The following is a 12,337-nucleotide window of genomic DNA, read 5'->3' on the forward strand; positions in this document are numbered from 1 at the left end:
TTATTTGGTGTGTGTACTTTTCAATACCAAAAGTACATTACGTGTTTTTTAGTTTGTTTGAACGAAAGTTCATTTTGTTTTCGTTCTTAAGTTGATGGGCATGTGGCGGTACCCCTATATGAACAATTACAACAAAGAAAAGAAACACAACAAAAAGACTTTACAAATACAAATCTACATGTATAAACAGAATACAAATTACACAAGTAAAAAAAACTTCTCTTTACTTTTACCTAAAATGGTCATGACCGATTTATTTGTTTTTTCCCTAGCTTGTGTGATTTTAAAATAAAAGACAATATATTGTAAAAAGACTCAACCACTTCAGGTGAGTCTTTTTTTGTTTATTTGAATTGAATCCACTATATTCTAAGGGATTCTAATGGATTTTAGTGGAATGTACTATACCAATTTGTTGACTGATGGTCAACAAGAAGCTTATAATATAGACATAACTTTAGATTTACTAAAGTTGATGTCTTTTTTAAAGATACTGGAAAATATTGTGTATAAGTTTATTAGTAATTTGTATAAAATAAAGAAGACAGAAGCCTGAGAAACTCCTGTCTTGTGTAACCAAACTTGCTATTGTGAGAGATAGTAGGCGCGGTTAATTTAATAGTTATATTAACGATTTTTGCGAGAACCGCCCTTATCTGTTCCACGGAGTAGGGCGTTTTTCGCGTTTTTGTATAAAGAAACTATCTTCGGGCCAAAATGCTTTTTACCGATGTAACCACCGATACCTGCAAGAGTTCCCCCCGCTAGTTTAATTAATAACGTTGCGATCATTCTGCATCACCTCCTCCCTACAAACGACATGGAGAGAGATGATACCGCACCTACTACATAGCAATTCTGTTTAAGTTACCTCTTAATTGTATTATGACAAACCATTTGTGACAAGCTGTGTGCTTACTTTCTTTCTTTTTTTTAACTTTTATTTTGAGTATTGGAGCGTTAAGTCTTTCTTTTCTGAAAATAATATTGACGTTAAAATACCCATGGGAGTATAATTATCTTACGATTTCCAAAATCTACATAAAAGGAGGTGTGACTTGATGAAGAAGTTAACATCTTTTTTTAGCAAAGACGAAAAATATCGTTATACTACATGCCCTCACTGTGGTCGTTTGACAGACCATTACAGTGATGTTTGCGACAATTGTGGCGAAGCATTTAAGTAAGGAAAGTAAGGGAGACAAAGTGTATGATTCATTTTGTCTCTTATTTCTGTTTATTGTTATATAAAAATAATTTATTACAGGGTTCCATTTTTTGTTAAAGTATTGTATAATTATGGCATATAAATACTGTAGGGGGCAAGGTATATTTATGAGAAAGATAGTAAAAGGACTTATAACAGTTTCATTATCTACATTACTAATGACTGGTTGTAGTGACAAAGAGGAAAAGGTGACTACAACTACACAGGAAAAAACGTCACAAACGAAACAGAAAGAACAACCACCTGTTCCAAAAGAAGTTTTAAAACAAGTGAAAAACCTCAAACAAGTGGGTGGTGAACCCGTTGCGCCTAAACATGCTAATAATAAGACTACATCACAGGTAAATGCAAGGAATGGATACGTTTATTATATGTATTCGGATACTGAGAAAACTTTTGTTTCCATCGCTGATACAAAGAAAGACAAATGGGTTGTAAAAGATAAACTTATTCATCAGCCAGGTGCTGACGCTGCAATCTACGGAACAGCGTTCATGGTAGAGAATACAATGTTCTTTATCGATGAAAAAGGTGAAGTTAAAAAACAAGTGAAACTTCCGAAGGTTACAATGAGTCTTACGTCGGATGAAAAAGTAGGTTACATAAGAACAAGTAAAGGTGATGCGGCTTATGTAACTACAAAAGATATGTTAAAATTGTATCTTGAAGATGGAACAGAAAAAGAATTTCCAATGAAAGATTATTTTTCAGGAAGTTCTATGGGTGATTTCATAGATTTAGATAAGAATATTGTGCACATTAATGATACCTTGTATTATACAACGTATGATTTAAAAAAAGGTAAATGGGTTTATGATGAAAATGGAAAACAGGTGAAAAATGAAAAGACTCGTAGTGACACTGTTATTCCATTTCAGGATTACATAGTTAAGGTCTATGGAGAATCTGATCAAAATCGTTTTGTTTACCTAGATAAAAAATTTAGTCCAAAGCAAGCTCCTGAACAAGATTTTCCTATTGTTGATTACAAAGGATTAGGACATTTTCTTGTAGAGAAAGATAAAATAGTATATGTTCATATGGTTGAATTTGAAGGAGAAAAATCTGTACAATATATGGAATTTAAAGAAACGAAATAATAGGTTATAGAAGGAAGATGAAATCACTGATTTCATCTTCCTTTTTTACATATACTAAAAATGGACTTGGACGCATCCTGCAACACTGGGACTATTTGCAAGCATCTAACACGACAGTTGTAATGAACTGTTGTGTTATTTGTTTTTTTATTACATATATTAATATTGGTTGGGGGCCTGCATATGTTGATACAGGATGGGGTGCATCCTGTAATACTGGGAAAAGGTATTATCTAAAAGGAAAAAGAGAACTAACAGTTTCTTTTTTCTTGACGATGGTACCTTTTTTATTATGTTTGTACTACATAACAGTTAATACAAGAGAAGAAGTAATGTTAGCTAGTACTGTGGCTGCGTATGTAATCATAAAAATTTTTACATAATCTTTCATGTGTATCACCTCGTTTCATTTTGAATTTATGTATATTACGTTGAAAAGATAGAACTTATAACAGAAGTCGGTTCGAGCTTTTAGAAGTTTAGTATTTTGTGTTGTTTTGTTCTCGAAGGGAGGAAATACTATGATTTTAGGTTTGAGTGATCCTGATAAACTTTTCATTCAGGTCGGCGTTGTAGCAATAATTTTAGTTTTATTAATGTTTGTTTTTTTATTTTATAAACTAGATCAAGTCGATAAAGAATACGAAGAACGTGCGAAAAAAAGGGAAATAGAAATGGCTGCACGTCGTGTGGAATTGAAGAAAAAGAAAGAAGAATCATTAGCAGAATTACTAAAAAGACAAGAAGAAATGAATCGATGGAAAACACGGAAATAACAGAGTTAAATCCGCCAGGATTCAATTGTTCGCAAATCCGTGGCAAAAACACTGCAGTCATGCATGAAGTACAAACTGTTTTAAAAATTACATACCTTGAATAAGAGAAAAAGAGGTGTTTCAAAGGTGAATACCTTCTAGGGATAATAAAAATGGACGAGAGGGTTATTTTCGTTAGAATTTGATATAGGTTTGGAGAAGAAAACAGAGGAAACAGGAAAGGTGAATCCGATCGGATTTGGAAAGTGTTAAATCCGCATGAAAAATGTAGGTGTAGCAAGGGAAGTACAAATTGTTTCGGAAATTCCCATCGATATATAAGAGAAAAAGAGGGGAAAACAACGTTTTATTTTTTATTGTAGATAGGGAATGAGATTGCAAGAATCATAAAAGGTGTTTATTTTCGATTCTGACGTTTCAGATGTCGTTTAGGGGTAAATACCTTAGACGGATGATAAAAAGAGGAAATAGGGGTGTTCTCGTTAGAATTTGGCATGTGTTTGGAAGGGGATTTCAAGAGAGGGAAACATATAAGGATAATAGTTTGTACATTTGTTAAGCGATAACAATAGTTGTTAACAGATGACAACGCATAACAAGAATGAAAAGCGGTTTTAACTATGTGGTTTCAATGCTTGTATAAAAGCGCATGAAGAATGTGATCGTGATGAGGGAAGTACAAACTGTTTTCGAAATTCCCGCCAATATATAAGAGAAAATGGGGTAAAGTGTGTCTATTAAGATTGTAAAAAAAGGTGGAAATGAGAAGTTGAAATCCGCCAGGATTCCAGGGGCCGCAAATCCACCTAAGGAATCCTGCAGCCATACATGAAGTACAAACTGTTTTTAACAATCCATACTATATATAAGAGAAAAAGAGGGATATTCACTTGTTTTAAATTGGCATTTTACAAGTGAATGATTCTAAGATGTTTTTTACGTTATTTGAGAAGGGGAAATCGAATGAGGTACAAACACCTTAGAGGGTTCGAGAAAATGGAAAATAAGGGTACTCTCGTGAGTCATTTTGACCGATGAAACAAAAATTCGAATGAAGAAATCGTATTGAAATCCAAAATTGGTTTTTTACTGTGAAAAAAGAATAATTTCATATACCGTAATGAGAATGATTTTCAACAAAAATATAGATATAGCCTTACATTGAAAGGTACAAAAAAACGTATATAGCGTAACATTGACCTAAAAAAATAAGGTGTACAAAAATATACACATAGGTTTACTTTGACCTATTTTTAATAGAAAAACAGGAACAGATGAAATCATCCATTCCTGTTTTTGTTATAACTCCAGCTTTTTATCACGTTGTTTGCCAAATTGTGGTTTCAATTCGAGTTTCATTTTTTGTTTTTTGAAGTCTTTCAGACTAACAACTTTGTTGTTATCAATCTGTTTATTCAAGTTCTTCACTTTATTCATTTCACGTTCTGTTTTCTTAATCAGTAAGAATGTTTTTGCTTTATCTTTGTAGTTTTTAAGAAGTTTGTTGCGACTCTTCACATGTTCTTTTTTGTACAGTTTCAGTTTTTTCTTTTCACGTTTCATTTCAAGTTTTTTCTTTTTGATTTGGATTTTCTTTTTTTTCATAGCAGCCTTCAATTGTTTGCGACGTTTCCAATCGGAAAGCGAGAATACACTTGTTTCTTTTAGATTCACTTTCATCATTTTGTAATCTAGTTTCATATCAATTACGTCTTCTTTTTTTAAACTCATTTTTTTACTGTAATCTGTCTCTTTATGATTACGATAACGTTCATACGAACGTTTTTTGTCTGCTTTTAAGACCTTCGTATCCTCATTTAAACGTTCATAACGTTCTTTTAATCCGTTGATAGATTCAGTGAATAAGTCTCCAACTGTACGACTTTGTTCAGGTTCTTCATAAACATTTGGATCTTGTCCAGGCTCCTCATAAACAGGTTTTTGTTTTAGTTGTTCTTGTTCTAATCCCATACCTAACACCTCCTTTCTGTTGTTTGTAATACCAGCAATTTTCGTATTTCGGACAATTTGTTTTACTTCTTTGACTTGTTCTACTTCCTGCTTGATCTCTTTCTTTTTTTGTTTGAATTCATTTTGTTTTTTTATCTTTTTATTTTCTTTTAATACCTCTTGGTATTTTGCTGATTTTTTGTCGTACGGCAAATGTTTTGTAGGTTTTTTGTCGATCCCTCTTTCCTCGAAACTTTTACGAGAAACAAAGATATCTAATCCTTTTTCTTTAAACTTCTCATTTACGATTTTTTCCCAAGTGTCGCGCCATTTTCCGTGCATTTTATCGGAATTCCAACTTCTATTTTTATTACCGAAGGTAATACCATCTTCGTTGACGTCCCGAAGGGTCAGCATCATGTGGCAATGAGGATTTTTATCGTTTAATTTGTGAAAACAAGCGTCCACGATCATTCCGTCCTTGGTGAAAGTTTCAGCGAAACGTTCGACCATTTCTTTGTTCTCTTGTGGGGTGAAATCTGTATAGAGACTAAACTCAAGTTCACGGGCCAATTGTCTATTTGATACATTTCCTTCTCGTCTCTCAATCTCGTTATACAAGAAATTTCTATCCTTGAATTTTTCAGAAACATGGGAAGGTAAATACATAGCACTTTCAATCTCTTCTGATTTCTTTTTCCCTTCATAGTTTCGAAGACGATGGTATTTTTCATCATAAATTTTTTCACCAGCGCGGTACGCTGCTTTGGCTATCATTTTGTGACCCTTACTCCGTGTGAATACTCTCGCACGAAGATGAAAAAATTTCTCTTTCAACAGATTCACCCCCTTTCAAAATAACGAAACATTTATGTTCAAATTTTGAGAAAGGATAACACAATTTTTAAACATGTGTAATTTTTTTTGGTAAAAAAGTGGAGTGGAAACGAACACAGCAAAATGTGGAAAACTGAGAATGGAAATGAACAGTAAAAGAAGGAAAAAAACACGAAATGGAAATGAGGGTTTTTGATTGGGGTTGTAGGGTTTTTAGGTTTTGGTTTTGATCTTAGCACAACGTTCCCCAGAGGGGAATGTATCTGTGCGCCTTTAGTGGCTGCCATGGGCAGTGTTTTTTCCTTTTTTTAATTGTCCATTTTAGGACCACTTTTTTTATTCTTTTTTCTTAAAACATGTTTTATTTTTTTGTACTTGATTTTTATAAATTTCAAATTATACTTATCAAAATTTTGACGACAAATTTTATTTTTGGAGGTGTGAGTGATGTCAGAAAACATGAGTAACAAAATACAAAAGTTAGAACAGAAGATTGAAAATTTAATTCAACAAAAAGAACAATTAGAGAGAGAAGAAAAAGAAAAAAGAAATAAAGCACGAAATCATAGACTCATTGAGGAAGGTTCATTTTTGGAGAATTTAATTGGAAATCTTGGAAAAGAAGAAGTGAAAAAAAGAACGGCTCGTATGTTTGTTTTAGAGAAATTGTATAGCAAACAACAATTAGTACTTCGTTATCTTTTTGGAAATGTAAAACTACATATGATTGAACAACTTTTCAAAGATGAATTTCTTATTTTACAAGATAAAGTAAACAAAATAAGAGAAAGTAAAACACGAAAAAAAGAAGAACAAATTCAAGAACTTATACAAAGACAAAAGGTGTTTTTTGATGACTTGTTCCAAGGAATCAATCTTTCTGAAAGTGATAGTACAAAAGGGAAATTAGTAGAAATTCGTAAGTTAGAAGATAAGTATAAAAAATTAATAAATCATTTAATTGAGAAGGGAGGAAATTGACATGAAAAAAGTTGTAAAAGACCTGAATGAGTACTTAGAAATGGCATACCTAGAAGTTGTAAAAATCGATACAGAAAAACAAAATATCATGAATACATATGTACAAAAACAACAGGAAGTATTTGATTTGACAATGTTAACAGAAGAAGAAATTCATGAAATGATGCGCGAAGAAGTAAAGGATTTTGTTCATAAGTTAGGGCAAGTGAAGCAACTACTTCATTTCTTCCCTACCAATTTTGACCGCGACATTCAAATGGATTCTGTTCCAGGATTTCATGTTCAAAAAACGATAAAACGTTTAGATATGATTTCGGAAGAGCTGGCTTCAGAAATCATTATCGAACTTGATATGGAAGTAGATAAATTAGGGGTTATGGAAGATTTGGAAGGTGTAAACAAAACATTAGATTTAATTGATAAAATAGTAGAACTAACAGATAGATTACTAGAATTAACTGCTGAGATTGAAGTACTTTTAGAATTATAAAAAACGATCCGTGAGGATCGCTTTTTTTATTCTAAATCACGCTTTCTGCGTTGTTCAATTAGCTTTTGTATTTCTTCTTGTTTTGTTAATACTCGTTTTTGTACTTGTTCTTGTCGTACCATAACTCTTTCTTCATTTTTTTCTTGTCGTTCTTGTTGGATATGTAATTTCTTTTCCTGTACAACTTCTTTTGTTTTCTTTTTTTCCTTCCATACTGTGTATTTACGGATGATTTCATCATTCTTTTCAACAGAAAAAGGTAAATTTTTAAATAAGAAATAAGAAACTTTATCTAAGAAATAGTAATTTTTATCGTCTCGTATTGGTTTTAAATTATCGGAAACACAAACTAATTCATAACTTTTTAGACGTCTGATTTGGTCGGCACTCAGGATTGCTTTTTTGTTCGTAGATGTAGAGGTAGAAACACTTCTGTCTCCCTGTGATACGGACATATTTGTATATTCTTCTTCTCCGACCATTTTGGAAAAGAACTCTGCCGTATCCCCTGTCGTTCCTCCGAGTATGATCTTTGTTTTACAGTTTTCTACGATAATATTAAATGTGTCTCTGTAGTTCTTTTTCAATTGGTCTAGACTTTGAATACCTAAGACTAAACTCATCTTTTTAGAACGAACTGTACTTAGTAAAACATCAACAGATGGTATTCTCCCAATGTTTGCAAACTCATCGAGAAGAAAATAAACAGGTAATCCTGACATTGCCCCAAATGTTTCATCGACACTACGATCAGATTTGATTTGGCTGAACAATTGTGTGTAAAAAGCTGATAAAAAGATAGCGTATGTCTCTGCATCATCTTCGGGATAAGAGACAAATAGAGCCACTTTTTGTTGTCTTAAAAGGCTTGGTGAGAAATCACTTCTTTTTCCTACTGCCTTTATATTATCCTTTTCAAATGTCTTCATATTTCCCTGTGCGGTCGCAAACATTCCTGAAACCATACTGGCACCGTCTGCTAGTTTTTTATATTGTAAATATGACATCCAAGCTGCTTCAGAACTGTTACGGAAAAATTCTTCTGCTTTTAGTTCATTTTTTAAGTCCAAATCAGCCATCTGGGTGATTACATTATTAATGTACTTTTCTCCCTTGTCGAATTCATGGAACAAAAACATCTCCAAAAGTGTTTTAGATAATTTTGCCCACTCATCACCTTTTCCTGCACCTTCTCCATTCATTAATACGGAATCTGCGATTTTTCGAACATCATCGTGATCTTTCGCATTTGCTAATAAATTGTAATGAGCTGATTCTTCAGGATTTCTAAGATCAAAATGAATGACTTTATAACCTTTTTGTTCTAATTCAAAACGGGATTTCCTACACAATTCTCCTTTCGGATCAGTGACGACAAGACTTACATTATCGAGACTTAGTAAATTTGGTAAGAAGAACGAAGCTGATTTACCAGAACCTGTAGGACCTAATAGTAAAATGTGTTCGTGTGATTTTTTTGTTGTGATTTGAACGTTGCGTGATATGTACATAGCACTTTTTTCTTTCCCAAACAATTTGTTATTTCGCGGATAAAAAACACTGTTCCTTGCTGTTTTTTGTTCTCCATTTACCTCTTTGTAAGATAATAGATTCGAATCAGCGATTCGTTTTCTTCTATTACTAAAAAACTTATATAGAAGTGTTCCAATGATGGATAACTCAATAATAAAAACAATAAAGAAAGTAAATATATGTTCAAAATTGAAACTAAATAATTCTTTTAAAAAGCCCTCATGGAAAATTCCTGTAAAATAGATACTTGTCACTACAATGAACACTAAAACAATATTAATCATAAAAAGTCTTATTTTACTTTCAAATTCCATGCTTATCACACTCCTTTAGCTGTGCGATAAAGTGTTCATGCTCTACCTCAAAATATGAAATTAAATTATTTTTGTTCCATAACATTTTTTTCCCTACAATGTGATCGGGATGTGGGATTTTATTTTGTTGTAATCGATAAAAAAAGGTGGATTTCGTAACACCTAAAATTTCAGCAAAAGTTGCTGAATCAATAAAATCTTCCATATGTACACACCTACTTTCGTAAAAAAACATTTAGATGATAAACGAATTTTAGGAAATGTGTACAAAAAGTAGAAAAAAATTTAGGGAAGCGTGGCGAAGCATTTGCGAAGAGTACATGGTGATTTAGGGAAGCGTGGGGAAACCTGGCGAAGCATTTGCGAACAAAAAATAAAAAAAATAATATTTTCATAGGGGAATATGGCGAGGCTTTGGGAGGCATGGGGAAACCTATCTGATTTGTTATGTTATTTTACTTTATTTTTCTTTACTTTACTTTATTTTATTGTTGGTATCTTAAAATATGGGAAATTCATGTTTTCTGTTGTGGGTTATTCTACATGAAAAGAAATAAAAATTGAAATACGGGGTTCTTTTGTTCGTTTTGTGTTCGATTGTGATCGGTTATGATGTTCCGATCGGTTTTATTATGTTTCAAAAACTTCTATATGATATAAAAAATTTTTCGGAAAGCGTAAGCGGCTCTTTATAGTAAACAGAAGTATGTTAGCCTATTTGGGAAAATCGAGCATGTCCATTGAGCTCGATTTCATCGATTTTGAAACATACTTCGAAAACTTTACTGTAAAGAGTGTAGAAAAAATTTTTATTCTCCATGCCTTGGTACTCTAAGGTTTTCGAATCTAGTAAAAAATTTTTTTAAAAAAAGAAGGACATCCCCCTTGAAATAGTAAATAACTATAGTGTAAATTGTTAACAACAGATAATAACACATGACAACATATGACAAGTGTTAACAAATCGTATACATTTCATTTATGAAAATAAGGGAGGAAGTACATATGGGTAAAGTTATTTCAATGTTTTCAGTCAAGGGTGGAGTAAGCAAATCGGTTTCGAGCGTGATGCTCGCTCATGTTTTAGAAGAGATGGGAAAATCGGTTTTATTGATTGATTTGTGTCAAAACGGAGATGTTTCGAACACATTAGGATTTAATAGAAAAGATTATCCTGGTCGAAACACATATGATTGGCTTACGGAAGGGAAGACGATACAAGACGTTATCGTACAAGTTCCAGGCAAGGAAATTTATTTCATTCCATCAGATAATAGAATAGATAGAATTGAAGATTGGATAAACGATAATGTTTTGCGTGGCAAAGATGAAGTATTAAAAAAGAAGATTGATCCTTTAAAAGAGGCATTCGATTATATCATTTGTGATTGTCATCCGTCTCAGAACTCGATGCCTACGGTAATGAGCCTTATAAGTTCAGACCTTGTATACATTATGACAACGCTGGATGGAAATGATTTGGATGGTGCGATGCGAAGTGCTGGAATCGTGAAACAACTGCAACGAGAAGGAGTAAAATGTGATTATCAAGTTGTGGTTTCCAAATTTGTGACGAACGATTTTGGAAGAAGTCAAGAATGGTTAGAAGAGACAACAGAACGATTCAAATCAGAAGGGATTACGAATTTTTCGGATGTAACGATTCCATTTTCACGAATCATTCCGCAATTCACTGGGAAAAAGAAGACGTATAATGATGTGAAAAACCATCAAACGGCTGGTAAAGTCGTACAAGCATATCAAAAACTAGCAAAGAATTTAGTAGAGAAAGAGGTTGTTAATAATGGCTAAAGTCGATATTAATGCACTAAAAAATACAAGTGTTGTGAATGAAGAACCAGTAGAAGGAAACTTTGATTATGATACAAGAAGTAGATACAAAGATAAAGAACCCGTTAAAAAGAAGAAAAAATCATACACACCTGGACCTAAGAAAAAGCGACCTGACACGAAAGTGAAAACGTATAATTTAGACGTGGAAGTGATCGAGAAAGTCGTGGAAAAAAGCGAGGAAATGGGAATCACGGCATCCGTTTTCGTAAATAAGGTATTAAGAAAAGAGTTAGGAATATAAAAACAAGAAAGGGGAATATTATTCCTCTTTCTGTTTAAAATAAAGTAACTGAATATTCGATATCATAAAATTTTAGGAGGTAAAAATATGACTATGAAAGAAGAAATCAAAAATTTTTATTTGGCTGCTGGACGCGTGATTAAGAAGTATACAGAGGTTGAATCTACATTTACAAAAACATCTGTGTATGGAAATTTAGTTGATAATTCACGGAATGGAGAAATGTTGAAACGTGAGTTGAAAGAGTTATTTCAATTCAAGTTCCTAAACAAAATCAGTATGGAAGACGAGAAATTTCGCGAATCACTGTATACTGTTACAATAACAGAACCATTCAAATTAACTACAAAAGAATATAAGTTGTATTCAGATCACTTCATGTTAGGTCTGTTAGGAAAATAATAAAAAAAGACGGCTGCGGTCGTTTTTTTTGTTTATAAAAAGGAAATGAAAGAGATACACCTAATAATAGATATGAAATAACTTTATATAACCGTTGTGGAATGTAAATTTGAGTAATGTAAATGAAATGTATATGAAGACAGTAAGGGTTTCTTATTTATTTTTTATATGAACGTAGTGAAATGTAAATAAAATATCTCATAGTAGATCGTAAAGAAGAAAAACAGGGATGAAATGACTATTCGTAGTGATTTCATCCCTGTTTTTTTGTGTTTTTTCACATGAAAAAGAAGAGTTTGAGAAAATGACGTTTTTTCACTCGATTAATCCTATAAAATCGGATATTGATTAAAAACTTCGTAACAATAATTTTAAATAGTTTATTAAAATGAATGAAAAAAACTATACATAAAATGAAATGAATGAATTATATTTGATAGATAAAATAATTTAATCAATTATATATAATTGATTAAATTATTTAACGAATAACAATTAACGTAAAAAATAATAAAATAGATTTAAAAAAATAAATGAAAATAGAAATAAAATTATTAATCATAAAATGAATAATTCTCTCTATTGATTAATATTTTTTAATCAATAGAGAAAGATGGAAAAAGTATATTTT

At 32.1% G+C, this 12,337-nt stretch carries 14 protein-coding genes; 10 read left to right on the forward strand and 4 right to left on the reverse strand.

The features are described from left to right. Window positions 1-627: 627 nt before the first annotated feature. On the reverse strand, window positions 628-792 hold the full coding sequence (locus K5S59_RS24065) for a hypothetical protein (RefSeq protein ID WP_212981958.1): 165 nt from the start codon (window positions 790-792) through the stop codon (window positions 628-630). A 269-nt stretch (window positions 793-1,061) separates the two neighbouring features. Between K5S59_RS24065 and K5S59_RS30295 the strand changes: the two genes are divergently transcribed. The 5 genes from K5S59_RS30295 (at window position 1,062) to K5S59_RS30300 (ending at window position 3,208) form a co-directional block, all read left to right on the forward strand. Continuing rightward, window positions 1,062-1,187 (forward strand): hypothetical protein, encoded by a 126-nt coding sequence (locus K5S59_RS30295; protein ID WP_259653021.1) that lies wholly within the window; start codon window positions 1,062-1,064, stop codon window positions 1,185-1,187. A gap of 148 nt (window positions 1,188-1,335) precedes the next feature. After that, the gene (locus tag K5S59_RS24070) at window positions 1,336-2,328 is read left to right on the forward strand and encodes a hypothetical protein (protein ID WP_212981959.1); all 993 of its coding nucleotides are present in this window, start codon (window positions 1,336-1,338) and stop codon (window positions 2,326-2,328) included. 17 nt (window positions 2,329-2,345) lie between these two features. Further along, entirely contained in the window at window positions 2,346-2,711 is a 366-nt protein-coding gene (locus K5S59_RS24075; protein ID WP_212955740.1) for a hypothetical protein, read from the forward strand. A 138-nt stretch (window positions 2,712-2,849) separates the two neighbouring features. Continuing rightward, window positions 2,850-3,104: a hypothetical protein gene (locus K5S59_RS24080; protein WP_212955741.1), complete on the forward strand. Its 255-nt coding sequence runs from the start codon at window positions 2,850-2,852 to the stop codon at window positions 3,102-3,104. Next, window positions 3,086-3,208, forward strand: coding sequence for a hypothetical protein (locus K5S59_RS30300; RefSeq protein ID WP_259653022.1), 123 nt, complete (start codon window positions 3,086-3,088; stop codon window positions 3,206-3,208). Before K5S59_RS24080 ends, K5S59_RS30300 begins: the two co-directional genes overlap by 19 nt. Before the next feature lie 1,195 nt (window positions 3,209-4,403). On the opposite strand, the gene K5S59_RS24085 is transcribed toward K5S59_RS30300, so the two are convergent. After that, window positions 4,404-5,891 (reverse strand): MobA/MobL family protein, encoded by a 1,488-nt coding sequence (locus K5S59_RS24085; RefSeq protein WP_212981960.1) that lies wholly within the window; start codon window positions 5,889-5,891, stop codon window positions 4,404-4,406. Window positions 5,892-6,338: 447 nt separating this feature from the next. Here K5S59_RS24085 and K5S59_RS24090 point away from each other — a divergent pair, with 447 nt between their 5' ends. Beyond that, window positions 6,339-6,872, forward strand: a complete 534-nt coding sequence (locus K5S59_RS24090) for a hypothetical protein (protein ID WP_212981961.1) — start codon at window positions 6,339-6,341, stop codon at window positions 6,870-6,872. 1 nt (window position 6,873) lies between these two features. Continuing rightward, window positions 6,874-7,362: a hypothetical protein gene (locus K5S59_RS24095; RefSeq protein ID WP_212981962.1), complete on the forward strand. Its 489-nt coding sequence runs from the start codon at window positions 6,874-6,876 to the stop codon at window positions 7,360-7,362. Between the two features lie 26 nt (window positions 7,363-7,388). Here the strand turns inward: K5S59_RS24095 and K5S59_RS24100 are convergent, their stop codons facing one another. Then, window positions 7,389-9,209 carry a type IV secretory system conjugative DNA transfer family protein gene (locus K5S59_RS24100; protein WP_212981963.1) on the reverse strand — a complete coding sequence of 607 codons (1,821 nt, stop codon included), beginning with the start codon at window positions 9,207-9,209 and terminating at the stop codon, window positions 7,389-7,391. Continuing rightward, entirely contained in the window at window positions 9,199-9,414 is a 216-nt protein-coding gene (locus K5S59_RS24105; RefSeq protein ID WP_212981964.1) for a MerR family transcriptional regulator, read from the reverse strand. Before K5S59_RS24105 ends, K5S59_RS24100 begins: the two co-directional genes overlap by 11 nt. An 800-nt stretch (window positions 9,415-10,214) precedes the next feature. Between K5S59_RS24105 and K5S59_RS24110 the strand changes: the two genes are divergently transcribed. From K5S59_RS24110 to K5S59_RS24120, 3 genes are all read left to right on the forward strand, one after another. After that, complete coding sequence (locus tag K5S59_RS24110) at window positions 10,215-11,021, forward strand: ParA family protein (RefSeq protein WP_212981965.1); 807 nt, start codon at window positions 10,215-10,217, stop codon at window positions 11,019-11,021. Continuing rightward, entirely contained in the window at window positions 11,014-11,304 is a 291-nt protein-coding gene (locus K5S59_RS24115; RefSeq protein ID WP_212981966.1) for a hypothetical protein, read from the forward strand. The genes K5S59_RS24110 and K5S59_RS24115 overlap by 8 nt, the downstream gene beginning before the upstream one ends. Before the next feature lie 87 nt (window positions 11,305-11,391). Further along, window positions 11,392-11,706: a hypothetical protein gene (locus tag K5S59_RS24120; RefSeq protein WP_212981967.1), complete on the forward strand. Its 315-nt coding sequence runs from the start codon at window positions 11,392-11,394 to the stop codon at window positions 11,704-11,706. Window positions 11,707-12,337: the final 631 nt, after the last annotated feature.

It is taken from the genome of Bacillus sp. BML-BC051 (assembly GCF_019656175.1).
GTDB lineage: Bacteria > Bacillota > Bacilli > Bacillales > Bacillaceae_G > Bacillus_A > Bacillus_A mobilis.

Excerpts from the sequence above, each read along its gene's own strand:
- K5S59_RS24115 (WP_212981966.1), top strand. The coding sequence starts at position 11,014 with ATGGCTAAAGTCGATATTAATGCACTAAAAAATACAAGTGTTGTGAAT.
- K5S59_RS24100 (WP_212981963.1), bottom strand. The coding sequence starts at position 9,209 with ATGGAATTTGAAAGTAAAATAAGACTTTTTATGATTAATATTGTTTTA.
- K5S59_RS24090 (WP_212981961.1), top strand. The coding sequence starts at position 6,339 with ATGTCAGAAAACATGAGTAACAAAATACAAAAGTTAGAACAGAAGATT.
- K5S59_RS24105 (WP_212981964.1), bottom strand. The coding sequence starts at position 9,414 with ATGGAAGATTTTATTGATTCAGCAACTTTTGCTGAAATTTTAGGTGTT.
- K5S59_RS30295 (WP_259653021.1), top strand. The coding sequence starts at position 1,062 with ATGAAGAAGTTAACATCTTTTTTTAGCAAAGACGAAAAATATCGTTAT.
- K5S59_RS24120 (WP_212981967.1), top strand. The coding sequence starts at position 11,392 with ATGACTATGAAAGAAGAAATCAAAAATTTTTATTTGGCTGCTGGACGC.
- K5S59_RS24080 (WP_212955741.1), top strand. The coding sequence starts at position 2,850 with ATGATTTTAGGTTTGAGTGATCCTGATAAACTTTTCATTCAGGTCGGC.
- K5S59_RS24110 (WP_212981965.1), top strand. The coding sequence starts at position 10,215 with ATGGGTAAAGTTATTTCAATGTTTTCAGTCAAGGGTGGAGTAAGCAAA.
- K5S59_RS24065 (WP_212981958.1), bottom strand. The coding sequence starts at position 792 with ATGATCGCAACGTTATTAATTAAACTAGCGGGGGGAACTCTTGCAGGT.
- K5S59_RS30300 (WP_259653022.1), top strand. The coding sequence starts at position 3,086 with ATGGAAAACACGGAAATAACAGAGTTAAATCCGCCAGGATTCAATTGT.
- K5S59_RS24070 (WP_212981959.1), top strand. The coding sequence starts at position 1,336 with ATGAGAAAGATAGTAAAAGGACTTATAACAGTTTCATTATCTACATTA.
- K5S59_RS24095 (WP_212981962.1), top strand. The coding sequence starts at position 6,874 with ATGAAAAAAGTTGTAAAAGACCTGAATGAGTACTTAGAAATGGCATAC.
- K5S59_RS24075 (WP_212955740.1), top strand. The coding sequence starts at position 2,346 with ATGAAATCACTGATTTCATCTTCCTTTTTTACATATACTAAAAATGGA.